Raw genomic sequence first — 26,230 nt, 5'->3', positions numbered from 1 at the left:
CGGCTCGCGCCCCGGTCAGTTGCCGGACTGGATGACGATGTGGTCGGTCGAGGGCGCGATCTCCGGCTCCTCGACGTAGAGGTCCGGCTCGATGTAGATGACCCGGGCGTGCGGCACGCGCTCGCGGATCGCCTTCTCGAGCGCGTTGATGGAGCGCGCGATGTGCTCGACCGTCGAGCGCGGCGGGAATGCGATCTTCGCCGCCACCATCAGCTCCTCCGGGCCGAGGTAGAGCGTCTTCATGTGGATGAGCGCCTCGACGCCGGGCGCCTCGTTGATGAGCGACTGGATGGCGGCGTGCTCCTCGTCGGTCGCGCCCTCGCCGATGAGCAGCGACTTCATCTCGAACGCGAGCACGACGGCGACCGCGATGAGCAGGGCGCCGATGAAGAGCGTGCCGATCGCGTCGAAGACCGGGTTGCCCGTGAGGACCGAGAGGCCGACCGCCGCGAACGCGAACACGAGGCCCGTGAGCGCCGCGAAGTCCTCGAGCAGGATGACGGGCAGCTCCGGCGACTTCGCCTTCCGGATGTACTGGCTCCAGCGGGCCGTGCCGCGCGTGCGGTTCGCCTCGCGGATGGCGACGCGGAACGAGAGCGACTCCATCACGATCGCGATGGCGAGCACCGTGAGCGGCAGCCAGGCGTTCGTCAGCTCGTGCGGGTGCTGCAGCTTGTCGATGCCTTCGTAGATCGAGAAGAGGCCGCCGACCGAGAACAGCACGAGTGCGACGATGAACGCCCACACGTATCGCTCGCGGCCGTAGCCGAAGGGGTGCTCCTTCGTGGGGCTGCGCTTGGCGAGGCGGCCGCCGAGCAGCAGGAGCAGCTGGTTGCCGGCGTCGGCGACGGAGTGGATGGCCTCGGCGAGCATCGAGGCGGAGCCCGAGAAGAACCACGCGACGAACTTCGTCACCGCGATGCCGGTGTTCGCCAGGAAGGCCGCGATGACTGCTCTGGTGCCGTGCTCTGCGCTCACGGCGGCGAGTCTACGCGCGGCGGCGTGGCGACGGCCGCGATGCGGGTCGCGGCGGGCGCACGACGGGGCCACCGCTCGGGTCGGGGCGCACCGTCGCCGATAGCCTGGCGCCATGTCGCAGCCCACCATCGCGTTCCTCGGCACCGGCTCCATGAGCGGCGCCATCCTGGCAGGCCTCCTGCGCGCTGGCGCGGGCCGCGTGCTCGCCACGAACCGCAGCCGCGAGAAGGCGGCCGCGCTCGCGCAGGAGGGCGTCGAGGCGATCGCGCTCGAGGACGAGCCGGGCGGCAACCGCCGCGCGGCGGCCGAGGCCGACCTCGTCGTGCTCGGCGTGAAGCCGTACGGGATCGTCGACCTCGCCCGGGAGGTCGCGGGCGACCTGCGCCCCGGATCCGTCGTCGTCTCGATCGCCGCCGGCACGCCGATCGCCGCGATCGAGGCGGTGCTGCCCGAGGGCGTCGCGGTGGTGCGCGCCATGCCGAACACGCCCTCGCACGTCGGGCTCGGCGTGACGGGCGTCGCCGGCGGCAGCCGGGCGTCGGAGGCGGACGTGGCGCTCGCGGTGGGCCTGTTCGAGGCGGTCGGCGAGGTGCTCGTCGTCGACGAGGCGCAGATCGACGCGCTCTCGAGCATCTCGGGCTCCGGGCCCGCCTACGTCTTCCTGCTCGTGGAGGAGCTCACGGACGCGGCCGAGCGGATGGGGTTCACGCCCGAGCAGGCGGCCACGATGGTGCAGGGCACGTTCCGCGGGGCGATGGAGCTGCTCGCCGCGGAGCAGCTGCCGCCGGCGGAGCTGCGCCGCCGCGTCACGAGCCCGAAGGGCACGACCGAGCGGGCCGTCGCCGTGCTGCAGGACGCGCGGCTCGGCGAGGTCTTCGACCGCGCGACGGCCGCGGCGCTCGCCCGTGCGCAGGAGCTCGCGGCCAACTGAGGCTGCGCCTCCGCGCTGCCGGCCCCGCTAGATCGCGTCGCCGTCGACGTACTGCCAGCCGCGGTCGCGGCGGAACCGGCTGAGCTCGCGCATCGAGCCGCGCGTGCCGTCGGCCACCCAGTGCGCCTCGAACGCCACGGTGCCCTCGGCGTCGAACGGGCCGCCGCCGCTCGTGCCGAGCACGTCGAGGCGCAGCCAGCGGATGCCCGGGTCGAGCTCGAGGGAGCGCGGCCGCGTGGAGGAGTGCCAGGTGGCGAGCAGGTGGTCGACGTCGCCGCGCGCGAAGGCCGTGAACCGCGAGCGCATGAGCGTCTCGGCCGTCGCCGCCTCGCGCTCGCCGGCGAGCACCGGGCCGCAGCACTCGTCGAGCGGCAGGCCGGTGCCGCAGGGGCAGCGGGTGGGCCGCGTCACGAGCCGAGGCCCGCGAACCGCTCGATGTCGTCCTGATTGCCGGAGACGATGATGAGGTCGTGGTTCGACACGACCGTGTCGGGCGTCGCGTACGTGAACTCGCCGCCGGGGCTCTTCACGCCCACCACCGTCAGGTGGTACTTCGAGCGGATCCTCGACTCGGCGAGCGTGACGCCGCGGATGTGCTTCGGCGGGTACATCTTCACGATGGCGAACCGGTCGTCGAACTGGATGTAGTCGAGCATCCGGCCCGAGACGAGGTGCGCGACGCGCTCGCCGGCCTCCGCCTCCGGGTAGATGACGTGGTTGGCGCCGATGCGGCTGAGGATCTTGCCGTGCGACTGGCTGATGGCCTTCGCCCAGATCTGCGGGATGCCGAGGTCGACGAGGTTGGCGACGATGAGCACCGAGGCCTCGATCGACGAGCCGACGGCGCAGACCGCGATCGAGAACTCGTGCGCGCCGACCTGCTTGAGCGCGTCGATGGAGCGGGCGTCGGCCTGGACGGTGTGCGTGAGCCGCTCCGACCACTTCTGCACCAGGTCGATGCTGCCGTCGATCGCGAGCACCTCGCGGTCGAGGCGCGCGAGCTGTCCTGCCGTGGCCGCGCCGAAGCGGCCGAGCCCGATGACGAGCACGGGGGCGTCGTGCGGGATCCTGTCCACCATGCGCACCAGCGTAGGGCCGGCGGCCCGGGTGCGCCGCGCGGGCGTCCTCAACCGACGATCGGGCGCTCCTCCGGTCGCGTGAACAGCTGCGTGCGCTGGTTCGCCGCGAGCGCGGCGGCGAGGGTCACGCTGCCGATGCGGCCGGCGAACATCGTCAGTGCCAGGATGACCTTCGCCTCCTCCTCGAGGCCCGGATGCGTGAAGCCGGTCGAGAGGCCCACGGTCGCGAACGCGCTGATCACGTCGAAGAGCACGAACGACAGCGGCGCCCCGGTGATCTCGAGCAGCACGATCGTGACGCCCGCGATGATCGTCGCGCTCCACAGCGTGACGGCGACGGCGAGGCGCAGCACATCCGAGGGGATGCGGCGGCCGAACGCCTCCATCGACCTGCGGCCGCGCGCCTCCGCGACCGCTGCGAGGAAGAGGATCGCGAGGGTCGTGACCTTGATGCCGCCGGAGGTGGAGGCGGAGCCGCCGCCGACGAACATGAGCATGTCGGTGACGAGCAGGCTCGAGTTGTGGAGCAGGCCCAGGTCGTACACGGCGAAGCCGCCGGACCGGGCCATGGAGGAGAGGAAGAAGGCCTGCAGCACCTGCTGCCCGAAGTCCTCCTCGCCCCACGAGTTGCTGTTGCCCCACTCGAGCACGAGGAAGACGAGGCCGCCGAGCAGGAAGAGCAGCACGGAGACCGTGATCGTGAGCTTGACGTGCAGCGACCACTGGCGCGGGTTGCCGAGGTTCTTCAGCAGCACGAAGTAGACGGGGAATCCGAGCGAGCCGAGGAAGACGCCGATCATGAGCACCGTGAGGAACCACGGGTCGGTCGCGTAGGGCTCGAGCCCGGCGACGGTCGGCACGAAGCCCGAGTTCGTGAACGACATGAACGACCAGTAGGCGGCCTCGTAGAGCGCCTGCAGCGGATTCGTGCCCTCGAGCAGGATGCGCGGGTACAGCAGCAGCATGAGCGCGGCCTCGAACACGAGCACCGAGAGCGCGACGGTGCGCAGCAGCGCGCCCACGTCGCCGAGGCGCACGGCCTGGTTCTCGACCACGGCGCCCTTGCGCACGCGGGAGGGGTTCGAGTCGCCCGCGGCGAGGAGGCGCTGGCGCAGGCCGAGCTTGCGCGCGACGGTGAGGCCGAGGATGGAGGCGAGGGTCAGCACGCCGATGCCGCCCACCTGCACGCCCACGAGCACGAGCGCGTTGCCGAACGGGCTCCAGTGCGTCGCCATGTCGACGACCGTGAGTCCCGTCACGCAGATGATCGACACCGCCTGGAAGAAGGCGTCCACGAGCGGTGTCGGCTCGCCCGTCGCCGACGCCCACGGCGTCATGAGGAGGGCGGTCCAGAGCACGTTGAGGCCGCCGAAGACGAGGATCGCGAAGCGCGACGGGTACTGCGAGGCGAACTGCTCGAAGCGATCGCGCCATCGCACGAGGAGCGGTCGATCCGCGCCCGTCCGCTGCTCAGCCACCGTTCCGCCTCCTGCACAGGGGCCGCGCCGTCCGGCGGCGCAGGGCCGGAGTCACTGTAGCCCCGTTCTCTGACGTGCCGGGTCTGCCTGGCGTGCCGCGTCGCCGCGGTTTGGCAGGCCCGCCACGCCCTGCCATGCTTCCACCATGGCCGACATCTTCTCCGTCATCGCCGACAGCACGCGACGGGACATCCTCTCCGTGCTGCTCGATCGGCGTGCCACGACGGGGGAGGCCAGCGTCAGCGAGATCGTCGACGCGCTGGGTGTCCCGCAGCCCACGATCTCGAAGCACCTGCGCACCCTGCGCGACGTCGGCCTCGTCACCGTGCGAGAGGAGGGCCAGCACCGCCTCTACGCGATCGTGCTCGAGCCCTTCGACCAGGTCGACGACTGGCTGATGCCGTTCATCTTCGCTGAGGGCCAGCAGGCGCACGACGTCTCGCTCGGCGCCGCGGCCTTCGCCGCCTGGGCCGGCGCCAACGTGCAGGCGCCGCTGCGCGCCGCCGCCGAGCAGGCGCGCCAGGCCGCCGAGCAGGCGCGCGTCGCCGCCGAGCAGGCGCTCGCGCGCGTCAGCGACAAGGTCGAGCACCCCGCGCCCGTCGGCGCCTCGCTCGGCCGCCGCGCCGCCGAGCGCGTGCACGAGCTGGAGGCCCGCGTGCAGGAGGCCCGCGACCGCATCCACGACGTGCAGGACCGCATCCAGGAGCTGCAGGGCCGCGCGAGCCAGCGCATCGACGGCGCGCGCGACCGCATCCGCGGCCGCGACGACGAGGCGCCCGGCGCGCTCGAGGACGGCCACGCCGCCCGCGAGGGCGACGACGCCAAGCTCGACTGAGCCCCGCCCGCCCGGCCCGGGTGTGCGGTGCGCGCGCGGGTTCGGTACGATGCTCTGAGCGTTTTCCTGCGCCGGTCGACCCGATCGCGCAGCGTCGACGAGCAATCCGATGGAAGTGAGGAACCTCGATGGGTTCTGTGGTCAAGAAGCGCCGCAAGCGCATGGCGAAGAAGAAGCACCGCAAGCTGCTTCGCAAGACCCGCCACCAGCGCCGCAACCGCAAGTAGCGCGCACACACGTCGAAGCCGGGACCTGCTCTGCAGGATCCCGGCTTCAGCGTTCTCGGGGGCGGCTCGACCGGCGAGCGCGCCGCTAGGCCTCCAGCCGCGCCCGGATGCGGTCGGCCAGCTTCACGGGGTCGACGCGCCACGACGAGTGCGGGCGCCCGTCGATGAGCACGACCGGGATGTCCTCGCTCCAGCGCCCCTCGAGCGCCGGGTCGTCGAGGATCGACACCTCGGCGAGCGTGACGCCCTCGAACCCGGCGACGACGCGCTCGACCACCGGCCGCGCCTCGTCGCAGAGGTGGCAGCCGGGCTTCGCGAGCAGCGTGACCTCGACCACGGCCGCGCCTACGGGTGCAGGCGCGTCGGGCCGCGGAACAGGAACGTCGTCTCGCGGATCGACGACAGGCCCAGCATGAGCATCACGACGCGGGCGAGGCCCATGCCGAAGCCGCCGTGCGGGGGCACGCCGTACTCGAAGAAGCCGAGGTACTCCTCGAGCTCCGCGACGTCCATGCCCTTCTCGAGCGCCTGCTCGCGGAGGCGCTCGATGCGGTGCTCGCGCTGCGCGCCGGTCGAGATCTCGACGCCGTTGTAGATGAGGTCGTACGAGTTCGTGACCTCCTCGCGGCCCTCGGGGCGCAGGTGGTAGAACGGCCGCACCGTCGACGGGTACTCGGTCACGAAGACGAAGTCGTGGCCCTGCGTCTCCTTGACGTGGGCAGAGATGCGGCGCTCCGCCTCGGGGTCGAGGTCGCCGTCGGCGCGCTCGATCGTGTGCCCGCCCTCCTCGACGATCCGCTTCACCTCGGCGTGCGGGATGCGGGGGAACGGCAGCGTCGGGGCCTGCAGCTCGATGCCGAAGCGCTGCTGGATCTCCTCGCCGTGGCGCTCGATGACGGCCGTCACGGCCTTCGCGAGCAGCTGCTCGTGCATCGCCATGACGTCCTCGTGGCTCTCGACCCACGAGATCTCGGCGTCGACCGAGGTGAACTCCGTCGCGTGGCGGCTCGTGAACGAGGGGTCGGCGCGGAACGCCGGGGCGATCTCGAAGATCCTGCCGAAGCCGGCCGACTGCGCCATCTGCTTGAACAGCTGCGGCGACTGCGCGAGGTACGCGGTGGTCTCGAAGTACGGCACCTCGAAGAGCTCGGCGCGCGACTCCGACGCCGTCGCCATGAGCTTCGGCGTGTGGATCTCGATGAAGCCCTCGTCGATCCAGTGCTGGCGGAAGGCGTGCTCGATCGTGGTCTGCACGCGGAAGATGAGCTGCGCCTCCGGGCGGCGGAGGTCGAGGAAGCGCCAGTCGAGGCGCTTGTCGATCGACGAGTCGTCGGCGATGGGGGAGTCCTTGGCGACCGTCTCGACGACGAGCTCGCCCACCTTCACCTCGAGCCCGCCGAGCTTGACGCGCTCGTCGGCCTTCAGGTCGCCGCGCACGGTCACGAACGAGCCGTGCATGAGGCCCGAGATCGTGGCAGCCGTCTCGGCCGTGTCCTCGTTCACGGGGTTCACGAGCTGGGCCGAGCCCGACTCGTCGCGGAGGATGACGAACTGCACGCGCTTCTGGTCGCGGACGGTCTCGACCCATCCCTGCACGGTCACGGGCCCGTCGGGCAGCGTGGCGAGGTCCTTGATGAGCGTCCGGGGCTGGGTGTGGGTCACGGCGACGATCCTACCGACGGCGCTCGGCCGCCCCGTCCTCGGCCTCGGCGGCCCTACCGGCGGCGCGGCGCCTCGCGGCGCGGCGGCGCGAAGGCGCGCAGCGCGAACCAGCCGCCCACGAGGCAGGCGCCGGACGCGGCGAGCAGCGACCAGCCGAGCACCGCGGTGCCGGCGTCGCCCACCTGCTCGGACGCGACGATCGCCCAGACGCCGGCGGCGGCGAGCACGACGACCACGAGGGCGGCGGGCGCCCCGAGCGTGCGCTGCGCGAGGTAGCGGGTGTGCACCCACATGAGGCACGCGCCGAGCGCCACGACGAGGGCGAGCACGACGGGGACGAGGAGGGGCACCCGGCCATGGTGCCAGGCCTGAGCGACCTGAACGATTGATAGGAACGCTCGGTAGGCTGGAGGCCATGCCCGCCCGTCGCATCCATCTCGTGCGCCACGGCGAGGTCCACAACCCCGATCGCATCCTCTACGGGCGCATCCCCGGCTTCCGCCTCTCGGAGCGGGGTCAGCGCATGGCTGCGCTCGCGGCCGACCACCTCGCCGACGGCGCCGCCGCGCGACCCGTCGTGCGGCTCGTCGCGAGCCCGCTCGAGCGCGCGCAGCAGTCGGCCGAGCCGTGGGCCGACCGCTTCGGGCTCGACGTGCGCACCGAGCACCGGATCATCGAGCCGACGAACGAGTTCGAGGGCAAGACCTTCGAGGCCTCCGGCGCGCTGCGCCACCCGAGCGCGTGGCCGCTCCTGCGCAACCCCTTCCGGCCCTCGTGGGGCGAGCCGTACCGCGCGATCGCGCACCGCGTCGTCGCCGCGATGGAGGATGCCTGGAGCGAGCTCGACGAGTCGGCCGACGACGGCGACGTCGTGATGGTCTCGCACCAGTCGCCCATCTGGATCGTGCACCGCCACCTCGCGGGCGAGCCGCTCTGGCACGACCCGCGCCGGCGCCGCTGCCAGCTGTCGTCGATCACGAGCCTCGAGCGCCGCGGCGACGCCTTCGTCGAGGTCGGCTACGCCGAGCCCGCCGCCGAGGTCGACGCGATCGACGCGGGGGCCGTGTGATGCGCCGCCTCCGCATCGGCGCCGCCGTCGCGGTCGCCGCGCTCGCCCTCGCCGGCTGCTCGAGCGCCGACGGCGTCGCGGGCCAGGTCGGCGACGCCGGCTACATCGCCGGCGACGGCCTCATCACCGAGATCGTGCCCGACCAGCGGCAGGCGCCCACCCCCTTCACGGGGCCGCTCGCCGAGGGCGGCGAGTTCGACTCCGCCTCGCTCGACGGCGTCTCGGTCGTGAACTTCTGGTACGCGGGCTGCCCTCCCTGCCGCGTCGAGGCTCCCGTGCTCGCCGAGCTGCACGCCGAGTTCGGCGACCAGGTCGACTTCATCGGCGTCAACACCCGCGACGGCGCCGCGCAGGCGCTCGCCTTCGAGGAGCAGTTCGGCATCGAGTACCCGTCGATCCTCGACGACGAGACCTCCTCCGCCCAGCTCGCGTTCTCGGGGATCGTCGCGCCGAACGCCGTGCCGACGACGCTCGTGCTCGACGGCGAGGGCCGCGTCGCCGCGCGCGTCTCGGGCGCCGTGAGCGACACGAGCATCCTCTCGACGCTCCTCCAGGAGGAGCTCGCGCGGTGAGCGCGCTCCTGCCCGCCGTGCTGGCGCTCGCGTCCTTCGACCCGGCCGGCGCCGTCCTCAGCGGCCAGCTGCTCGTCTCGGTGCCCATCGCGCTGCTCGCCGGGCTCGTCTCGTTCGCGAGCCCCTGCATCCTGCCGCTCGTGCCCGGCTACCTCGGGCTCGTCGGCTCGCTCGTCGGCGACCGCGATGCCGGGCGGGGGCGGCTCGTCGGCGGCGTCGGCCTCTTCATCGCCGGCTTCACGCTCGTCTTCGTGCTCGCGAACACGATCGTCGGCGCCGTCTCCGGCTTCCTGCTGCAGCACGGCGACCTGCTCGTGCGCATCCTCGGCGCGGTGCTCATCGTCATGGGCCTCGTGTTCGTCGGCCAGTTCTCGTTCCTGCAGCGGATGTGGAAGCCCCAGCAGGTGCGCTCCGGCGGCATGTGGTCGGCGCCGCTCGTCGGCGTCGTCTTCGCGCTCGGCTGGACGCCGTGCTCCGGCCCCACGCTCGCCGCGATCAGCGCCCTCACCGTCACCACCGGCAGCGCCTGGCAGGGCGCGGTGCTCGGCCTCGCCTACGCACTCGGCCTCGGCATCCCCTTCCTCGCCATCGCCCTCGGGCTCGGCTGGGCCGGCGGCGCCGTCGGCTGGCTGCGCCGCCACATCCGCGCCGTGAACGTCGCCGGCGGCGCGATGCTCGTCGCCGTCGGCCTGCTCATGGTCAGCGGCGCGTGGAACGCCCTCATGTACCAGCTCCAGGGATGGATCGCCTCCGTTGTCACGATCGTCTGAGTCCGACCCGCTCCGGCCGAGCGACCACATCGACGCCGCCCCCGAGGCGGCGGGCGACGGCGGCAACCCCCGCCTCGGGTTCGTCGGCTGGCTGCGGTTCCTGTGGCGGCAGCTCACCTCGATGCGCACGGCCATCGTGCTGCTCCTGCTGCTCGCCATCGCCGCGGTGCCCGGCAGCCTCGTGCCGCAGCGATCCTCCGACCCCAACGGCGTCATCCAGGTGCGCGCCGACAACCCCGAGCTCGTCTGGCTCTACGACGCGCTCTCGCTGCACGACGTCTACTCGAGCCCGTGGTTCTCGGCCATCTACCTGCTGCTGTTCACGTCGCTCGTCGGCTGCGTCATCCCGCGCCTCGCGCACCACTGGCGCGCCATGCGGGCGCAGCCGCCCAGGACGCCCGCGCGGCTGACGCGGCTCGTCGGCTTCCGCACCGTGGCCGGCGACGCCTCCGACCTCGATCGCGCCGACGGCGTGCTGCGGAAGCTCGGCTACCGCACCGCCCGCTACGGCGACTCGATCTCGGCCGAGCGGGGCTACCTGCGCGAGACCGGCAACCTCGTCTTCCACATCTCGATGCTCGCGCTGCTGCTCGTGGTCGGCATCGGATCCGGCTTCGGCTACCAGGGGCAGCGGCTCGTGGTCGAGGGGCGGTCCTTCGCGAACGCGCAGTCGTCGTACGACACGTTCACGTCGGGCCGCTGGTTCGACGAGGGGGCGCTCGAGCCGTTCTCGCTCTCGCTCGACGACCTCGACGTCGTGTACGAGATGGAGAACCCGAACGCGATCGGGGCACCCCTCGACTTCACCGCGAGCGTCACCGTGACCGAGCCGGGGCAGGAGGCGCGGCCCGGTCAGATCAAGGTCAACGAGCCCCTGCGCATCGCCGGCGCCAACCTCTACCTCATCTCCAACGGGTACGCGCCGCGCGTCATCGTCCGCGACGCCGAGGGCGAGGTGGTGTTCGACGAGTACACGCCGTTCCTCGCGCAGGAGGACCCGATGATGACGAGCCTCGGCGTGCTCAAGGTGCCCGACGGCCTCGACGAGCAGCTGGGCCTCCTCGGCTTCTTCTACCCGTCGGCCGGCCAGCTCGAGACCGGCGCGCTCGCCTCCATCTACCCGGACCTCCTGAACCCCGTGCTGTCGCTGCGCGGCTTCACCGGCGACCTCGGGCTCGACGCAGGCGTGCCGCGCTCGGTCTACGCCCTCGACACCGACGACCTGACGCCCATCGCGGGCGGCGACGCGGAGGCCGACGAGCTGACGATGGCGCTCGGCGAGACGGCCGAGATCCCGGGAGGCCTCGGCACGATCGAGTTCGCCGACGTGCAGCGCTACGGCGTGATCGAGGTGCACGAGGACGTCACGCAGGTGCCGGTGCTCTGGATCACGATCGTGCTGTTCGTCTCGCTGCTGGCGTCGCTGCTCATCCCGCGCCGCCGCATGTGGGTGAAGGCCGCGGGCGGGCGCCTCGAGCTCGCGGGGCTCGCGCGCGGCGAGGACCCGACGCTCGAGCGTGCCGTCGCCGACCTCGCGAGGCGGATCGGCGGCGACGAGGCGGAGGCGGGCTCCGAGACTTCGGCGCATCCCGAACCGGGCGCCGACGCATCCCGCTCGGATGCCTCCGCGCGCCCCGACGCGGACGCCGCCGCATCCGCCTCCGACACCACCCCGGAGCCCCGCTCCGACGCCACCGGCCCCGCCGCCCGGCGAGGCCCCGACGGTAGGATCGACGCATGAACACGCCCGCCCTCGACGCGCTCTCGCTGCTGCTCGTGTACTCGGCCATGGCCGTCTACACGGTCGCGTTCGTCGCGTTCGCGGTCGACGTCGCGCGCCGCTCGGCCGCCAGGCCCGTGCCGGCGCACGAGCTCGTCGGCGCCGGCGGCCCGGCGGTGTCGGCGCCCGCCGAGCCCGTGGCGATCGGCCCTGGCCGCGGCGCCCGCATCGGCTTCGTGCTCACGGTGCTCGCCTGGGCGCTGCACGTCGCGTCCGTCGTCCTCCGCGGCGTCGCCGCCGGCCGCGTGCCGTGGGCGAACATGTACGAGTTCGCGCTCACCGGCATCGCCGTGATCGTCGGCGTGTTCGTGCTGTCGCGGCTGTGGCGCGACCTCACGTTCCTCGGCGTCTACATCACGGGCCTCGCGACCGCGTTCCTCGGTGTCGCGACGGTGAACTTCTACGTCGAGCCGATCCCGCTGCCGCCGGCGCTGCAGTCGTACTGGCTCGTCATCCACGTCTTCGTGGCGACGCTCGCCACCGGCTTCTTCGCGCTCGGATCCGGCCTGTCGATCCTGCAGCTGCTCAAGGAGCGGCGTGCCGGCGGCTTCCTGCGGTCGCTGCCGTCGTCGACGCAGCTCGAGGACCTCTCGTACCGCGTCTCGGTCATCGGCTTCATCTTCTGGACCTTCACGCTCATCGCCGGCGCCGTCTGGGCCGAGCACGCGTGGGGCCGCTACTGGGGCTGGGACACCAAGGAGGTGTGGACCTTCATCATCTGGGTGGTCTACGCCGGCTACATCCACGCCCGTGCGACGCGCGGCTGGCGCGGCTCGCGCTCCGCGTGGCTGCAGCTCGTCGGCTTCGTCGCCGTCCTCTTCAACTTCACGGTCGTGAACCTCTTCTTCAAGGGCCTCCACGCCTACAGCGGCCTCTAGCCCCGCGCTTCTCAACCGGTTCTGTGGTCGGCGGAGGGGATAGTGCCCTCGGGCGGCCACAGACCCGGTTGAGATCTCAACGCCAGCTCCTGCGTCGGTGCCCGTCACGACGCACGATCGCCAGGATCGCGGCCAGACAGCGCTCGCGCTCGAACAGCACCTGCTCATAGGTGAAGCGGAGCACGCGGTAGCCCAGGGCAGTGAGTGCGGCGTCCCGAGCCCGATCACGAGCCTGCTGATCCGGACTCCCGTGCCAGCGCTGCGAGTCGATCTCGACGACGAGCGACGTGCCGATCAGGAAGTCGACGTACTCGCCGGGCACGAGCTCGGCCTGCTGAGCGAACGCGATGCCTGCACGGCGGAGCACGGCGGCGAAGGCCGATTCGGTCCCGGATCCGGACAGCGAAGAGGCACGCTCGAGACCTCGTCGGCGACGACGCGGGAGCGCAGCTGCCAGCGCTCGCAGATCGTCTCGTCCGATGAGACCGGCCGCGAGCGCGGAGTCCGCCGCCGCCACGAGATCGTCGGCGGACACGCAGCCCGACGCGACGGCGAGGGCCGCGAGGGGCACGTCGACGCCGTGTCCCGGCCTGCGGTCAGGCAGCCGCAGGTGCATCCGGTGCAGGACGATCCCGGGCACGCTCGCTGCAGCGGCGACCCTGGCGCTGTGCGTCTCGCGGTTGACGCGGACATGCACGTGCTGCGGTCCGTGCGGCACCCACATCCCATGGCGCGCGAAGGCGGTGACGCAGGTCGCGACGCCGCCGTGCTGCAGCGCCCAGGTGCGTTCGTCGCGCATCCCGGCGAGCGCGAGCCAGCCTCGCAGCGGCGACCACAGCACGCTTCCGCGCATCGCATCGATCTCGTCACTGCTCGCGCGGTCGCGCGCCGCCTGCACCGTGCACAGCCCGCCGGTCGCGCGCATCCATTCCACCAAGTCCATGCGCGCACTCTGCAGGGCACCAGCCGACGCGCACGCGCGGCAGGAGGCGGTCTGTGGAGATCCCAACCGGTCCTATGGTCGGCCGGGGGCATTATCCCGTCGGCTGACCACTGACCCGGTTGAGACCAGCGCGGGTCAGAGGTGGGGGAGGGTCGCGGCGAGGCGGGCGCGCCAGGCGTCGACGCGAGCGGGCCGTGCGGCGAGGGAGGCGAGGAGGGCCGGGTCTGGCGCGACGCGGGCCGGCGAGACGGCGCCGCCGACGGGCACGAGCGGCGGCGACGCGACGTCGGCGGCGAGCAGCGCGCCGGTGCCGAGCCCGCAGTCGTGCGGCAGCGAGGGCAACGACGCCGCGAGCGCGGCCCCCATCGACAGCCCGACGCTCGAGTCGAGCGCCGACGAGACGACCGCCGGCAGCCCCGCCTCCTCGACGATCGCGAGCGCCGCCCGCACGCCGCCGAGCGGCTGGGCCTTGACGACGAGCAGGTCGGCGGCGCCGGCCCGGGCGACGCGCAGCGGATCCTCCGCCCGCCGCACCGACTCGTCGGCGGCGATCGGGATGCCGAGCCGGTGCACGCGCCCCCGCAGCTCGGCCAGCTCCTCGACGCTCGCGCACGGCTGCTCGACGTACTCGAGGTCGAAGCGCTCGAGCGCGCGGATCGCGGTCTCGGCCTCGTCGACGTTCCAGCCGCCGTTCGCATCGACCCGGATGCGCGCATCCGGCAGCAGCGCCCGCACCTCGGCGATGCGCGCGACGTCGTCGGCGAGCAGCTGTCCGCGCTCGGCGACCTTCGCCTTCACGGTGCGGCAGCCGTCGTAGCGGGCGAGCACCGATGCGACGCGCGCGGGCTCCACGGCGGGCAGCGTGGCGTTCACCGGCACGGATGCGCGCACCTGCGCGGGCCGCTCCAGGTCCGCGTCCTCGAGCGCCGCGCGCAGCCAGCGTGCCGCCTCCTCGGGCGGATACTCGAGGAAGGGGCTCCACTCGCCCCAGCCGGCCGGGCCGGAGAACAGCGCCACCTCGCGCTCGTCGACGCCGCGGAAGCGCGTCGCGAGCGGCAGCGAGACGACGTGCATGCGGTCGGCGAGCCGCTCCAGGTCGAGGTCCACGCGGCCATGCTCCCACGCGCGCCGCGTCGCGGGGCCGCCGGGCGCCTGCCAGGATGGCGGCGTGGAGCTGCCCTGGGTCGTCGAGACGCGCACGCCCGCTGGCCGCCGACGCAGCCCGGTCTGGGGCATCCTCGCGCTCGTCGCCGCGGTGGTCTGCGGCGCGCTCTTCCTGCTCTCGTTCGTGATCGGCTACGCGGGCCTGGCGGGCCTCGTCGTCTGGGTGCTGCCGGTGTGGGGCGTCGTGACGCTGCTCGCCGTCGCGTTCGCGATCACGGCCGCCGCGCGGCGCGGAGCGGGCAACGTGACGATGGCGGCGATCGCGGGCGGCTTGCTCGTGGTCTCGAACCCTGTGCTGTTCCTCGTCATCGGCTTCGCGCTCGGCATCCTGCGCTGACGCGGCGGGCGATGCGCGGACAGCGCGCCTGTCCGGCCCTCGCCCGATCGCCGCGTACGCTCGCCCGGTGCCCTCCGCCGTCCGCCGCCTCGACCGCGCCCGGCTCGGCCCGCTGTCGCTCTGGCTGCTCGGCGGTTCCGCGCTCCTGCAGGCCCTCTCGCTCGCGCAGCAGCTCAGCTACCTCTTCGCCCCGCGACCGGGGGAGCTGGGGGCGGTGATCGCAGGCATCGTCGCGGCGACGCTCCTCGGCGTCGCGGCGGTCGTGGCGGGCTGCGTCGCGCTCGCCTCGCGCCGAGGTCGCCGCACCGGTGCCTTCGGCGCGGCGCTCGCGCTGGCGAGCCTCGTGCTCTTCGGCGCGGCCTCCTCGTTCGGCTGGGGCTTCCTCGCGGCCCTGTCGGAGACGGTCTGAGCCCGAGCCCTCGACGGCCATCAGCGGCACGATCGACCCCTCGCGCTCCGGGTGCGCGCGAGCGATCATGGAGGCGTGCCGACGCGGATGCCGGAGTTCGAGATGCCGCGGGAGTCGTCCCGCGCATCCGTCCGCGCGGCCCGGGCGGCGCGCTCGCCGATCGACGACGGCTCCGAGGCTCCTCGGGGGCGGGCGCGCCTGATCGCGGGCATCGTCGCCTCGGTGGCGCTGCTCCTGGGTGCCGGGGCCTCGGCGATGGTGCAGCGCGCGGCCGCAGACGCGCGAGCCGCCGACTCGGACGCCGTCGCCCGGCTCGCGGCCCAGTACCTCGACGCGATCGAGGACGGCCGCGCCGCGGATGCGACGGCGCTCGTGCCGGTCGAGGGCGACGAGGCGCTGCTGGTCGACGCGGTGCTCGGCGCGGCGGTGCGGATCTCCGACGCCGTCGTGCGCCGGGTCGATGTCGGCGGCGACGGCGCCACCGTCCAGGTCGCGTACCGCGCGTGGAACGGGCCCGTCCGCCGCGCGATCGATGCCCAGCGGACGCCCGAGGGCTGGCGCCTGACGACGTCGCTGGCCGAGCCGGTCGCGCTGGAGGCCGAGCCGGTGTTCGGCGTCGGGCCGTCGATCGCCGGCCTCCCGCTCGCCGTGCGCGGAGCGTCGCTGCTCTACCCGGGCCTGTACCTGACCGACGCCGCCCGTGCAGCGGTCTGGACGCTGTCGCCGGCACGGGTGGCCGTCGACGGCGATCCGAGCACCGTGACGAACCCGGTGGCGATGCAGCTGGCGGGCGCGAGCTCCCCGCTCCCTGCGATGGTCGACCTCGCGGCGCTCCACCTCGCCGCGTGCCGCGATGCGGGCGCGTGCGTGCCCGCGCCGCGCGGGCTCGACGCCCGTCTCGGCGAGACCACCTGGAGCTCACTCGGCCTCGCCGGGGACGGGGGCGTCGCGGGGCGCATCGGGAGCGCCGCCGAGCGGGCGGGCGAGCAGGTCGAGGTGGTCGTCGACGTGCTCGCGACCGCCACCGGGCGGGGCGCGGTGGCCTGGTCGTGCGCCGGCCCCGTGCCACTGGACGACGCAGGCACGGCCCCGTTCGGGCCGTGCGGGGGCGCACCGCCGTGATGGATCCGCGACCGCGCGGGGAAGCTGGGGATTCCTCGGCTCCGGCCGGGACATGCCGCCGGCTCCCTCGACGGGTCGCAGCGAGGGCGCCATGATGGGAAAGTGTCGTCGCGGATGCCGGAGTTCCAGATGCCGCCGGACCGAGCCCCGGGCGAGGTGCTCGAGACGACGCCCGGCTCGGGCACCGTGGAGCGACCGCGTCGGACGCGCCTCGTGGTCGGCATCATCGCGGCCGTCGCGATCATGCTGGCGGCGGGTGGCTCGGTCCTCGCGCAGCGCATGGCGCGCGAGGCGCGGGCGGCCGACATCGAGGCGGTGACGACGCTCGCGCAGGCATATCTCGACGCCATCGAGGAGGGCCGTGCCGCCGATGCCACCGAGCTCGCGCCCGTCGAGGGCGACGCGTCGCTGCTGCTGGACGCGGTGCTCGGAGGCGCCGAGCGCATCTCCGGCACCGAGGTCGGCGCCGTGGAGGTGGACGGCGACGTCGCCTCCGTGCGGGTGGCGTACCGGGCGTGGAGCGGCGCCGTCGAGCGCTCGCTCGACGCCGCGAGGGTCGGTGCAGGCTGGGTCCTCACCACGTCGCTCGCGGAGCCGGTCGCGATCCGCGACGAGCCGGCGCTCGGCATCGCCCCCAGCATCCGCGGCATCCCGCTCGCGCTCGACGGGTCGAGCCTGCTCTACCCGGGCGCCTACGGCACCGACCCGCACGTGGCGGCGCTGTGGGCGTACGAGCCGGCCCGCGTCGTCGTCGACGGCGTGCCGGGCGGGCAGCCGTTCGGCGTCGTCCTGTCGCCCCGTGGCTCGTCGCCCGAAGCGCAGCTCGAGATCGCGGCGGCGCACCTCGCCGCCTGCCAGGCGGACGGCTCGTGCCCGCTGGCCGACGGCGCGCTCACCGGCCAGCGCTCGCTCTCCGTGCTGGCGCTCGGCGAGGACGGCGGCATGACGGTGCGCATCAGCACGGCCGCCCTGCGGTCGGGCGAGCAGGCGCCGGCGCAGCTCGCGATCGACGTGCGGGGCACGGTCGCCGAGGACGGGACGCCGGCATGGACCTGCCGAGGCCCGGTCGGCGATGCGGATGCGGACGGCGCCGAGCTCGCGCCGTGCCGGGGGGAGGCACCATGAGGCCCGGACGAGGGAGCAGGCCATGACCGCGGACCGAGATGCAGGGACGATGCCGGAGTTCGTGATGCCGGTCGAGCCGCCTGCGGGACCGCCGGCCGCCAGCGCTCCGCCTGAGCTCGACGAGCGGCCCGCACCCGGCGTCACGGCGCTGCATCCCTCCGAGCTCGAGCCGCGCGAGCATCCGCCTGTCCGCTCGCGACGTCCGTGGCGGCAGCTCATCGCGGCCGGCGCCATCGGCGTCGTCGTCGGCGCGGCGATCCCAGGCGGCCTCCAGGCGGTCGAGCGCAGCGCCGCCGCGGCCGACCGGGCGGGCCTCGAGGCGCTCGCGCTCGAGTACGTCACCGCGATCGCCGAGGGGCGGGCGGACGACGCGACGGCGCTCGTGCCGCCATCGGCGCCCGGTGGTGCACCGCTGCTCGTCGACGCCGTGCTCGCGACGGCGCAGCGCATCGGCGAGCCCGCGGTCGGCGTCGTCCAGATCGACGGCGACAGCGCCCGCGTCGACGTGCGGTTCCGCTCGAGCAGCGGCGAGCGCACGCGCACGCTCGAGGCGGAGCGCGCGGCCGAGGGGTGGACGATCCGCACCTCCCTCGCCGAGCCGGTCCTGCTGTACGACATGGGCTTCGGCGCCGCGGCGACGATCGCCGGGGTCGCGCTCGACCCGGCGCGGCCGTCGCTGCTGTACCCGGGGATCTACACCACGGACGAGCAGGAGGACGAGTGGGTGCGGGTCGAGCCCGGCCAGGTGCGCGTCGACGGCGACCCCACGACGCCGTCCGAGGTCATGCTCTCGACCGAGGTCGTGCCCGAGCTCTCCGAGGCGGCGACCGAGGAGGCGCTGCGCCGCGCGGCCGCGTGCGCAGCCGATCCTGCGTGCGACCTGCCCGCCGACGCGCGGTTCGAGGGGATCCAGCCCGCGTACCTCAGCGGGATGAACGGGCCCGACAGCATCGAGCTCGGCGTCGCGATCGGGGTCACGTCCGGGACGTCGGGCAGCGGCAACTACCAGGTGCAGCACGTCGACGTGCCCGTCCGCGTGCAGCGCGCCGCGGACGGCACCGAGACCTGGGAGTGCCTCGAGCCGAACGCATACATGCGCGGCTCGGCGAGCTTCGACTGGGGGCCCTGCGGCTGACGCCCAGCCCGCGGCATGGCCCTCGCGACTAGGCTTGCGAGGGTGACGATCTCGCCCCTGTTCGACCCCGCCGAGTGGGCGGACGCGGCTCCCGGGTTCGAGGACATCACGCTCCACAGGTCGCTCGACGGCCGGATCGCGCGCGTCGCGTTCGACCGCCCGGAGGTGCGCAACGCGTTCCGTCCGCGGACCGTCGACGAGCTGTACCGCGCCCTCGACGACGTGCGCCAGGACCCCCGAATCGGCGTCGTGCTGCTCACGGGCAACGGGCCGAGCCCGAAGGACGGCGGCTGGGCGTTCTGCTCGGGCGGCGACCAGCGCATCCGCGGCCGCGACGGCTACCGCTACGCCGAGGGCGACACCGCCGACTCCATCGACCAGGCGCGCTCCGGCCGTCTCCACATCCTCGAGGTGCAGCGCCTCATCCGCTTCATGCCGAAGGTCGTCATCGCGGTCGTGCCCGGCTGGGCGGCCGGCGGCGGGCACTCGCTGCACGTCGTCTGCGACCTCACGATCGCGAGCCTCGAGCACGGCCGCTTCAAGCAGACGGATGCCGACGTCGGCTCGTTCGACGCCGGCTACGGCTCGGCGTACATGGCGCGGCAGACGGGCCAGAAGTTCGCGCGCGAGGTGTTCTTCCTCGCGCGGGAGTACTCGGCGGAGCGCGCGCTGCAGGCGGGCGCGATCAACGCGGCCGTGCCGCACGCCGAGCTCGAGACGACCGCGCTCGACTGGGCGCGCGAGATCCTGACGAAGAGCCCGACGGCGATCCGGATGCTGAAGTTCGCGTTCAACGCCGTCGACGACGGGATGGTGGGCCAGCAGGTGTTCGCGGGGGAGGCCACGAGGCTCGCCTACGGCACCGACGAGGCCGTGGAGGGGCGCGACGCGTTCCTCGAGAAGCGGGAGCCGGACTGGTCGCCGTTCCCGTGGCAGTACTGACGCACGAGGAGGTGGACCGCATGCCGATCGTCGTGGAGACGAGCGGGTCGAGCGGCGTGCCCAAGCGCGTCGTGATCTCGGAGGAGGCGATCCGCGCCTCGACCGACGCCGCCAACGAGCGGCTCGGCGGCGCGGGCCAGTGGGTGCTGGCGCTGCCCGAGCACTACATCGCGGGCAAGAACGTGATCTGGCGCAACGAGGCGTCGGGCGCGCCGCTCGTGCGCACCGAGGGGTCGTTCACCGCGGAGGCGTTCGTGGAGGCGCTGGGCCAGCTCGAGCACGACCGCACGTTCACGTCGCTCGTGCCCACGCAGCTCGCGCGGCTCGTCGACGCTGCCGCGCTCGACCGCTCGTTCATCGGACCCATCGCGCGCCTCGACCGCATCCTGCTGGGCGGCCAGCGCGCGCCGCTCGGCCTCATCGAGCGCGCCGCGCGGCTCGGCTGGCGCGTGACGCGCACGTACGGCGCGACCGAGACGGTGGGCGGCTGCGTGTGGGACGGCCGGCCGCTGCGCGACGTGAAGATCCGCCTCACCGACCAGATCGAGATCTCGGGGCCGCAGCTCGCCGACGGCTACGACGACCCGGAGCTCACCGCGAAGCGCTTCATCACCGACGGGGCGGGCGTGCGCTGGTACCGCACGGGCGACGCCGGGTCGCTGCTGGGCGGCACGCTGCAGGTGTCGGGCCGCATCGACGACGTCATCATCTCGGGCGGCGTGAAGATCTCGCTCGCCTCGGTCGAGCACGTCGTGCAGGTGTTCGCACCGGATGCGGTGGTCGTCGCCGCGCCGCACCCGGAGTGGGGCGAGGTGCCGGCGGTCGTGACGACGCTCAAGCCGTCGCTCGCCGAGATCCGCGCGGCGGTCGGCAACGCGCTGGGCAAGCCCGCGCGCCCGAACCACCTCGTGACGGTGTCGGTGATGCCCACGACCGCGTCGGGCAAGCCCGACCGCAAGCGCCTGCAGAAGCTCGTCGCGAGCCGCACGGGCGAGCGCCGCCGCCGCGGCCTGTTCGGGTAGCCGCTCGCCCCTCCGCCGGTCGAGCCGGACGGCGCCGCAGGCGCCGCCCGAGTCGAGACCGCCGCGTGGCGGGCGGGTCGCCCCCGCGGGCTCAGGCCGCGTCGGCCGCGGGCTCGCCGGCGATCCGCAGGTCGACGCCGGCGGCCCGGAGGTCGGCGGCGGCCTCGGGCGGCAGCCCCGCGTCCGAGATCACGACGTCGATCTCGTCGAGCCGCAGCGCCCGGTACTTGCCGAACCGGCCGTACTTCGAGGAGTCGGCCGCGAGCACCGCGGTCTCGGCCACCTCGATCGCCGCCCGCTTCGCCTCGACCTTGGCCTCGACGGGCGTCGTGATGCCGTGCTGGAGGTCCCACGAGCTCGACGAGATGAACGCGACGTCGATCGAGAGCTCGGCGAGCGCGAGCCGCGCGAGCCGCCCCATCGTCGACAGGTTCGAGCGCTCGACCCGGCCGCCGATCGAGATGAGGTCGACGGAGGGGTGGTCGAGGAACGCCTGGACGGTGGCGAGGTCGTTCGTGACGACGGTGAGGTCGGAGACGCCCTGCAGGTACGGGCGCATCGCCTGCATCGTCGTGCCCGCGTCGAGGTAGATGGTCATCGCGTCGCGCACGAGCGCGGCGGCCGCGCGGGCGATCGCGTCCTTCTCGGCGAGGTCCGCGTCCTGCTTCTCTGCCCGGCTCGGCTCGGCGAGCAGGCGCGGCGCGAGCTTCGCGCCGCCGGGCGTCGCGGCGACGCGGCCCTGCTCCTCGAGCGCGGCGACGTCGCGGCGCACGGTCATGTGGCTCACGCCGAGCAGCTCGGTGAGCTGGCGGAAGCTGAGCACCCGCTCGCGCTGCAGGTGGCGCACGATGCTCTCGCGACGCTGCTCGGGGATGAGCGGCGCGCTCGCCGCGGCCGCGTCGGCCATGCTCTGCTCGGTCATCCTCGGCCCTCCCCGCCGGTCAGCCTAGGCGATCCGCGTCACGCGAGCGGGCCGGTCCACGGCATGCCCCAACGGTCGGCGAGCGCGCGCACGTGCTCGGGCGCGATGAGGGTACGCGCGGCGCCCTGCGTGAGCAGCGCGATGCGGCACCACTCCTCGAGCTCGATGGTGCTGTCGACCGCGCGGGCGAGGTCCTCGCCGCTGACGACGGCCCCGTGGTTGGCGAGCAGCGCGGCGCGGAACGGGTGCGGGCTCGCGGCGATCCGCTCGCCCATGGCGGGGTCGCCGGGCGCGGCGAAGGGCAGCAGCGGCGCCTGGCCGACGCGCATGAGCGCGTACGGCGTGAGCGGCGGCACGGCGCTCTCGTCGCTCCACGGCGCGAGGCAGGCTGCGGCGACGGCGCTGGGGGAGTGCACGTGCACGACGGCGGCGTGCTCGGGGTTCTTCGCGTAGAGGGCGAGGTGGAGCGCGACCTCCTTGGAGGGCCGGGCGCCGCCGAGCGGCGTGCCGTCCAGCGCGAGCTCGGCGAGGTCGGTGCGCTCGAGCGCGCCGAGCCGCGTGCCGGTGCCGGTCATCAGGATGCGGTCGCCGTCGCGCACCGAGACGTTGCCGGAGCTGCCCGGGCTGAGCCCCGCGTCCACGAGCTGGCGGCCGGCGTCGATGAGGGCGGCAGCGAGGTCGGGCGCGGTCATCGGAGTGCCTCCCAGGCGCTGGTGAAGAGGTCGGGCGCGCCGAAGTTGCCGCTCTTGAGCACGAGGCCCACCTCGCGGCCGTCGGCGGTGGTCGCGGCGCTCCAGCACACCCCGGGCGCGAGCTGCGGCCCGATGCGCAGCATGCCGACGCCGAGCGCCTGCACGACGGCGCCGCTCGTCTCGCCGCCGGCGACGACGACGCGGTCGACCTCGCCGGTGCCGACCAGCTCGGCGACGAGCCGCGCGAGCACCCGCTCGACCGCGGCCGCCGCGACGCCGTCGGGGTCGGGCCGCACGTCCGAGAGCTGCGCCACGGAGTAGACCACGGGCACGACGCGGGGGATGCGGCCGCGCACCCAGGCGGCCAGCGCGTCGGCCTCGGCATCGGGGTCGGCGATCGCGGCGGCGACGTCGACCTGGCGGGTGGGCAGGCCGGCGGCGATCGCGTCGGCGACCTGGCCGCGGGTGGCGGCGGAGGCGGAGCCCGCCACGACCAGCCGGCCGCCCGGCAGCGGCGGCATGGGCGCGGCGCCGTGGCCGCCCGTCGCGTCGATGCCGGCGGCGAGCGCCGCGCCGCCGCTCAGGAGGCGCAGGTGCTCGGAGGCGGCGGCGATGACGCGGAGGTCGTCGTCGGTGACCGCGTCGACGACGAGGTAGCCGGGGTCGGCGCCGTCGATCGCGGCGCGGAGCGCGTCGGCGCCCTCGCGCACCACCGCGAGCGGGATCTCCGAGACCGGCTGCGCCGTCTGCGGGGCGAGGAGGTCGCGCACGCGGGAGCGCGTCATGGGGGTGAGCGGGTGGTGCCGCATGGGGGAGTCCTCGAGCAGCTCGCCGTGCACGAGCAGCAGGCCGTCCTCGACGGTGCGGCCGTTCGCGGGGAACGAGGGCACGACGACGGTGCGGTCGACGCCGAGGCGCTCGCGGGCGGCGTCGAGCACGGGCCCGATGTTGCCGGCGTCGGTGGAGTCGAAGGTCGAGCAGTACTTCACGTAGGCGCGGTCGGCGCCCCAGCCGAGCACGCGGTCGAGCGCGCGCTGCGAGGCGGCCACGGCCTCCTCGACGGGCGCGGTGCGCGACTTCAGGGCGACGACGACGGCGTCGAGCCCGTCGAGGGCGCGCTCGTCGACCGGGCGGTCCTCGATGACGACGGCCGCGCGGAGCCCGCGCGCCTGCAGCGTCGTGGCGAGATCGGTCGCTCCGGTGAAGTCGTCGGCGACGGCGCCGATGTGCATGGGGGCCTCTTCGTTCTGCGGCGACGGGGGCGGATGCCCCTGCCGCGACCAGTGTATGTGATGATTTGTGACGATGCTTGACAATCTGTGAACCTCGGATACAGTTGCCACGCTCGCCCTCGCCGACCGCGGGGGCTCTCGCACGAACGACAGGAACGATGGTGATCCAGAGCCAGGCGCCCCGCCGCACCTCCCCGATCCGCGTGGTCCTCACGGGCGCGAACGGCGGCTACGGCCGCACGCTGCTCGACCAGCTGCGGCGCCTGCCCGACATGGGCGCGGCCCAGCTCGTCGACCCGGACGTGGAGGGCGTCTCGCGCATGCTCGTCGACCTCGGCGTCGACCCCGCAGCCATCGTCGCACCGACCACGGCCGCCGAGACCGCCGCCGCGCTCGCCGACGGCCGCGTCGCGGCCCTCGCCGACGGCGCCGCGATCGACTGGAGCGCCGTCGATGTGCTCGTCGAGGCCACCGGCCGCGTCGAGGCGGGCGTCGGCTACGCGCACGCCGCGCTCGACGCCGGCGCGCACGTCGTCATGGTGTCGAAGGAGATCGAGTCGGTCGCCGGCGTCGCGCTGTCGGCCAAGGCGCGTGGCCTCGGCCTGCGCTACCTCCCCGGCGACGGCGACCAGCCCGCCAACCTCCTGCGGCTCGTCGCCTGGGTGCTCGAGACCGGGTTCGACATCGTCGCCCTCGGCAAGTCGGGGGAGTACGACCTCCGCTTCGACCCCGCCACCGGCGTCGTCGACCAGAACGGCGTCCGCGTCGACGCACCCGGCCTCGCCGGCCTCCTCGAGCTCGGCGACGACCCGCACGCGACCCTCGCCGCCCGCGCCGAGCAGGTCGCCGGCCTCAAGCGCGCCGCGGCCGCCGATGCGTGCGAGATGAACGTCGTCTCGCTCTACACGGGCGCCGTGAGCGACGTCGAGGCGATGCACTACCCGGTCGCGCGCCCCCACGAGCTCGCCGACCTGTACGCCGCGCGCGAGGACGGCGGCCTCATCGGCCGCACCGGATCCGTCGACGTCTTCTCGATGCTGCGCCTGCCGGGCGAGGCGAGCTTCGCGGGCGGCGTCTTCGTCGTCGTCCGCACCGGCGACCCCGTCACGTGGGAGACGCTGCGCGGCAAGGGGCACGTCATCAGCCGCGACGGCCGCTACGCCTGCATCTACTGGCCGTACCACTACATGGGGGTCGAGACGCCGCTCACGATCGCCGCGGCCGTCGACGGCACCGCCGTCGTCGCCGAGCCCCGCCAGCACACGGTGCTCGCGGCGCGCGCGACGGCCGACCTCGCCGCCGGCACCGAGTTCCGCGTCGAGGGCCACCACCACGAGATCGCCGGCGTCGCGCCCGTGATCATCGACCCCGACGCGGGCGAGGTCGCGCCCTACTACCTGCTCTCCGGCGCCCGGCTGCTCGCCGACGTGCCGGCGGGCGAGCTCGTCCGGCTCGCCGACCTGGAGGGCGTGCCCGAGCGCGCGCTCGAGGCGTACCGCGCCGGCCTGGCGCTCGGCGCCTGACCCACCCCGCACCCAGCACCCACCCACGACGAGGAGCTCGACGACGATGCACCACGCCCCCGCCCGCCCGCCCGTGAGGGAGGCCCGCGCATGATCGAGGCCATCGCCCTCGTCGTCCTGGTCGCGGTCTTCGCGATCTCGGCGATCCGCAACGTCCACATGGGCGCGCTCGCCTTCGTCGCGGCGCTGCTCGTCGGCGTCATCGTCGTCGGCGAGCCGCTCGACGACGTGCTCGGCGGCTTCCCCGTCGACGCGCTCCTCATCCTGCTCGGCATCACCTACCTGTTCGGCATCGCCCGCACGGTCGGCGCCGTCGACTGGCTCGTCGACCGCTCGGTGCGCCTCATCGGCGACCGCGTCGCGCTCATCCCGTGGGCGATGCTGCTCGTCGGCACGCTCGTCGCGTGCCTCGGCACCTCGCACGCGGCGTTCACGATCGTGCCGATCGCGATGTCGCTCGCGCACAAGCACCGCATCCACTCGACGATGATGGGCATCTTCATGAGCTCGGCGATCGTCGGCGGCGCGCTCGCGCCGACGAGCATCGTCGGCATCACGGTGATGACGGTCGCGAACACGGCCGACATCCCCTACAACCCGGCGCTCATGTTCGGCCTCTCGGTCGGCATCAACGTGGTCGTGTCGCTCGCCGCGTTCCTCATGTTCGGCGGCCGCGAGCTCATCGCGCGCGGCCGGGCCGCGAAGGCCGCCGCGGACGCGGGCGAGCCGGCCGGCAGCGGCGGCGGCGTCGCCGTCGCGACCCGCACCGAGGCGCCCGTGCGCCTCAGCGGCTTCGGCGTGCTCACGCTCGTCGCCATCCCCGTGCTCATCGTCGGCTTCGCCACGGTCACGATGCTCGACATCGACCTCAACCTCGGCGCGGTCGCGCTCACCCTCGCGGTGCTGCTCGCGTTCATCGACCCGAAGGTCGGCAAGGAGTCGCTCGGGAAGATCGACTGGAACACGATCCTGCTGCTCGGCGGCATCATCACGTACGTGGGCGTGCTGACGCGCCTCGGCGCGATCGACCAGCTCGGCGAGGTCGCGCGCTCGGTGAACGTGCCGCTGCTCGCAGCGTTCGTCATGTGCGTCATCGCCGCGCTGGTCTCGGCCTTCGCGTCGACGATCGGCATCATCGGCGCGCTCATCCCGCTCGCCGTGCCGCTGCTCGTGCCGGGCGGCGGGCTCGAGATGACCGGCTTCATCTACGCGCTCGCGATCTCGGCCTCGCTCGTCGACTGCGCCCCCTTCGGCACGACGGGCGCGACGATCGTCGCCTCGGGCGTCGAGGAGGAGCGGCCGCGCCTGTACCGCCACCTCGCGACGTGGGGCCTGTCGATGGTCATCATCGGACCGCTCGTCACCCTCGCGCTGTTCGTGGTGCCCTTCCTCGGGCTCTAGCG

General features: G+C 73.9%; 29 protein-coding genes. 17 read left to right on the top strand and 12 right to left on the bottom strand.

Features of this window, described 5'->3' with window-relative positions:
- Positions 1–15: 15 nt before the first annotated feature.
- The gene (locus IEW90_RS12170; protein WP_188718542.1) at positions 16–978 is read right to left on the bottom strand and encodes a cation diffusion facilitator family transporter; all 963 of its coding nucleotides are present in this window, start codon (positions 976–978) and stop codon (positions 16–18) included.
- A gap of 112 nt (positions 979–1,090) precedes the next feature.
- Here IEW90_RS12170 and proC point away from each other — a divergent pair, with 112 nt between their 5' ends.
- Complete coding sequence (gene proC / locus IEW90_RS12165) at positions 1,091–1,909, top strand: pyrroline-5-carboxylate reductase (RefSeq protein WP_188718541.1); 819 nt, start codon at positions 1,091–1,093, stop codon at positions 1,907–1,909.
- A gap of 27 nt (positions 1,910–1,936) precedes the next feature.
- On the opposite strand, the gene IEW90_RS12160 is transcribed toward proC, so the two are convergent.
- Genes IEW90_RS12160 through IEW90_RS12150 form a run of 3 tightly spaced genes read right to left on the bottom strand, consistent with a single transcriptional unit; the run spans position 1,937 to position 4,466 of the window.
- Positions 1,937–2,320: a YchJ family protein gene (locus IEW90_RS12160; protein WP_188718540.1), complete on the bottom strand. Its 384-nt coding sequence runs from the start codon at positions 2,318–2,320 to the stop codon at positions 1,937–1,939.
- Entirely contained in the window at positions 2,317–2,988 is a 672-nt protein-coding gene (locus IEW90_RS12155; protein ID WP_188718539.1) for a potassium channel family protein, read from the bottom strand. The genes IEW90_RS12160 and IEW90_RS12155 overlap by 4 nt, the downstream gene beginning before the upstream one ends.
- Before the next feature lie 47 nt (positions 2,989–3,035).
- Complete coding sequence (locus tag IEW90_RS12150) at positions 3,036–4,466, bottom strand: TrkH family potassium uptake protein (RefSeq protein WP_229679661.1); 1,431 nt, start codon at positions 4,464–4,466, stop codon at positions 3,036–3,038.
- 145 nt (positions 4,467–4,611) lie between these two features.
- Between IEW90_RS12150 and IEW90_RS13950 the strand changes: the two genes are divergently transcribed.
- Entirely contained in the window at positions 4,612–5,301 is a 690-nt protein-coding gene (locus IEW90_RS13950; RefSeq protein ID WP_188718538.1) for an ArsR/SmtB family transcription factor, read from the top strand.
- Positions 5,302–5,429: 128 nt separating this feature from the next.
- Entirely contained in the window at positions 5,430–5,528 is a 99-nt protein-coding gene (locus IEW90_RS12140) for a 30S ribosomal protein bS22 (RefSeq protein WP_021011861.1), read from the top strand.
- A gap of 85 nt (positions 5,529–5,613) precedes the next feature.
- Here IEW90_RS12140 and IEW90_RS12135 read toward each other — a convergent pair whose 3' ends face one another.
- The 3 genes from IEW90_RS12135 to IEW90_RS13880 are packed head-to-tail and all read right to left on the bottom strand — an operon-like array spanning position 5,614 to position 7,540.
- The gene (locus IEW90_RS12135; RefSeq protein WP_188718537.1) at positions 5,614–5,865 is read right to left on the bottom strand and encodes a glutaredoxin family protein; all 252 of its coding nucleotides are present in this window, start codon (positions 5,863–5,865) and stop codon (positions 5,614–5,616) included.
- 8 nt (positions 5,866–5,873) lie between these two features.
- Positions 5,874–7,190, bottom strand: coding sequence for an aspartate--tRNA(Asn) ligase (gene aspS / locus IEW90_RS12130; protein WP_229679660.1), 1,317 nt, complete (start codon positions 7,188–7,190; stop codon positions 5,874–5,876).
- 53 nt (positions 7,191–7,243) lie between these two features.
- A complete protein-coding gene (locus IEW90_RS13880) occupies positions 7,244–7,540 on the bottom strand; it encodes a hypothetical protein (protein ID WP_229679659.1) in 297 nt (98 codons plus the stop codon).
- A gap of 65 nt (positions 7,541–7,605) precedes the next feature.
- Here IEW90_RS13880 and IEW90_RS12125 point away from each other — a divergent pair, with 65 nt between their 5' ends.
- From IEW90_RS12125 to ccsB, 5 genes are read left to right on the top strand one after another with little or no spacing between them, the layout of a single operon-like run.
- Entirely contained in the window at positions 7,606–8,259 is a 654-nt protein-coding gene (locus IEW90_RS12125; RefSeq protein WP_188718535.1) for a histidine phosphatase family protein, read from the top strand.
- Positions 8,259–8,831, top strand: coding sequence for a TlpA family protein disulfide reductase (locus tag IEW90_RS12120; RefSeq protein WP_188718534.1), 573 nt, complete (start codon positions 8,259–8,261; stop codon positions 8,829–8,831). Before IEW90_RS12125 ends, IEW90_RS12120 begins: the two co-directional genes overlap by 1 nt.
- On the top strand, positions 8,828–9,601 hold the full coding sequence (locus tag IEW90_RS12115) for a cytochrome c biogenesis CcdA family protein (protein ID WP_229679658.1): 774 nt from the start codon (positions 8,828–8,830) through the stop codon (positions 9,599–9,601). Before IEW90_RS12120 ends, IEW90_RS12115 begins: the two co-directional genes overlap by 4 nt.
- Positions 9,585–11,342: a cytochrome c biogenesis protein ResB gene (gene resB, locus IEW90_RS12110; RefSeq protein WP_188718533.1), complete on the top strand. Its 1,758-nt coding sequence runs from the start codon at positions 9,585–9,587 to the stop codon at positions 11,340–11,342. The genes IEW90_RS12115 and resB overlap by 17 nt, the downstream gene beginning before the upstream one ends.
- On the top strand, positions 11,339–12,259 hold the full coding sequence (gene ccsB / locus IEW90_RS12105; RefSeq protein ID WP_188718532.1) for a c-type cytochrome biogenesis protein CcsB: 921 nt from the start codon (positions 11,339–11,341) through the stop codon (positions 12,257–12,259). Before resB ends, ccsB begins: the two co-directional genes overlap by 4 nt.
- Before the next feature lie 76 nt (positions 12,260–12,335).
- Here ccsB and IEW90_RS12100 read toward each other — a convergent pair whose 3' ends face one another.
- Together IEW90_RS12100 and IEW90_RS12095 are read right to left on the bottom strand one after the other, a co-directional pair.
- Positions 12,336–13,202 (bottom strand): endonuclease domain-containing protein, encoded by an 867-nt coding sequence (locus tag IEW90_RS12100; RefSeq protein WP_188718531.1) that lies wholly within the window; start codon positions 13,200–13,202, stop codon positions 12,336–12,338.
- Between the two features lie 135 nt (positions 13,203–13,337).
- Complete coding sequence (locus IEW90_RS12095; RefSeq protein WP_268236834.1) at positions 13,338–14,309, bottom strand: o-succinylbenzoate synthase; 972 nt, start codon at positions 14,307–14,309, stop codon at positions 13,338–13,340.
- Positions 14,310–14,370: 61 nt separating this feature from the next.
- Between IEW90_RS12095 and IEW90_RS12090 the strand changes: the two genes are divergently transcribed.
- The 7 genes from IEW90_RS12090 to IEW90_RS12060 all read left to right on the top strand — a co-directional run bounded on the left by IEW90_RS12090 (position 14,371) and on the right by IEW90_RS12060 (position 20,458).
- Positions 14,371–14,703 (top strand): hypothetical protein, encoded by a 333-nt coding sequence (locus IEW90_RS12090; protein WP_188718529.1) that lies wholly within the window; start codon positions 14,371–14,373, stop codon positions 14,701–14,703.
- 67 nt (positions 14,704–14,770) lie between these two features.
- Positions 14,771–15,112, top strand: a complete 342-nt coding sequence (locus IEW90_RS12085; protein WP_188718528.1) for a hypothetical protein — start codon at positions 14,771–14,773, stop codon at positions 15,110–15,112.
- A gap of 75 nt (positions 15,113–15,187) precedes the next feature.
- Positions 15,188–16,234 carry a hypothetical protein gene (locus IEW90_RS12080; RefSeq protein WP_188718527.1) on the top strand — a complete coding sequence of 349 codons (1,047 nt, stop codon included), beginning with the start codon at positions 15,188–15,190 and terminating at the stop codon, positions 16,232–16,234.
- A 102-nt stretch (positions 16,235–16,336) separates the two neighbouring features.
- Positions 16,337–17,359: a hypothetical protein gene (locus IEW90_RS12075; RefSeq protein ID WP_188718526.1), complete on the top strand. Its 1,023-nt coding sequence runs from the start codon at positions 16,337–16,339 to the stop codon at positions 17,357–17,359.
- 22 nt (positions 17,360–17,381) lie between these two features.
- Positions 17,382–18,494, top strand: a complete 1,113-nt coding sequence (locus IEW90_RS12070; protein ID WP_188718525.1) for a hypothetical protein — start codon at positions 17,382–17,384, stop codon at positions 18,492–18,494.
- A 42-nt stretch (positions 18,495–18,536) separates the two neighbouring features.
- Positions 18,537–19,436 carry a 1,4-dihydroxy-2-naphthoyl-CoA synthase gene (locus IEW90_RS12065; protein ID WP_229679657.1) on the top strand — a complete coding sequence of 300 codons (900 nt, stop codon included), beginning with the start codon at positions 18,537–18,539 and terminating at the stop codon, positions 19,434–19,436.
- Between the two features lie 20 nt (positions 19,437–19,456).
- Positions 19,457–20,458 (top strand): AMP-binding protein, encoded by a 1,002-nt coding sequence (locus IEW90_RS12060; protein WP_188718523.1) that lies wholly within the window; start codon positions 19,457–19,459, stop codon positions 20,456–20,458.
- Positions 20,459–20,549: 91 nt separating this feature from the next.
- Here IEW90_RS12060 and IEW90_RS12055 read toward each other — a convergent pair whose 3' ends face one another.
- Genes IEW90_RS12055 through otnK form a run of 3 tightly spaced genes read right to left on the bottom strand, consistent with a single transcriptional unit; the run spans position 20,550 to position 23,304 of the window.
- Entirely contained in the window at positions 20,550–21,380 is an 831-nt protein-coding gene (locus IEW90_RS12055; RefSeq protein ID WP_229679656.1) for a DeoR/GlpR family DNA-binding transcription regulator, read from the bottom strand.
- A gap of 38 nt (positions 21,381–21,418) precedes the next feature.
- Positions 21,419–22,072 carry a class II aldolase/adducin family protein gene (locus IEW90_RS12050; RefSeq protein WP_188718522.1) on the bottom strand — a complete coding sequence of 218 codons (654 nt, stop codon included), beginning with the start codon at positions 22,070–22,072 and terminating at the stop codon, positions 21,419–21,421.
- Positions 22,069–23,304 carry a 3-oxo-tetronate kinase gene (otnK, locus tag IEW90_RS12045; RefSeq protein WP_188718521.1) on the bottom strand — a complete coding sequence of 412 codons (1,236 nt, stop codon included), beginning with the start codon at positions 23,302–23,304 and terminating at the stop codon, positions 22,069–22,071. The genes IEW90_RS12050 and otnK overlap by 4 nt, the downstream gene beginning before the upstream one ends.
- Before the next feature lie 158 nt (positions 23,305–23,462).
- Between otnK and IEW90_RS12040 the strand changes: the two genes are divergently transcribed.
- Positions 23,463–24,827, top strand: coding sequence for a homoserine dehydrogenase (locus IEW90_RS12040; RefSeq protein ID WP_188718520.1), 1,365 nt, complete (start codon positions 23,463–23,465; stop codon positions 24,825–24,827).
- A gap of 90 nt (positions 24,828–24,917) precedes the next feature.
- Positions 24,918–26,228 carry an SLC13 family permease gene (locus IEW90_RS12035; protein WP_188718519.1) on the top strand — a complete coding sequence of 437 codons (1,311 nt, stop codon included), beginning with the start codon at positions 24,918–24,920 and terminating at the stop codon, positions 26,226–26,228.
- The last annotated feature ends 2 nt before the right edge of the window (positions 26,229–26,230 follow it).

It is taken from the genome of Agrococcus terreus (assembly GCF_014645235.1).
In the GTDB taxonomy this organism is placed as follows: Bacteria; Actinomycetota; Actinomycetes; order Actinomycetales; family Microbacteriaceae; genus Agrococcus; species Agrococcus terreus.
This window is presented reverse-complemented; position numbering and strand designations above follow the sequence as displayed.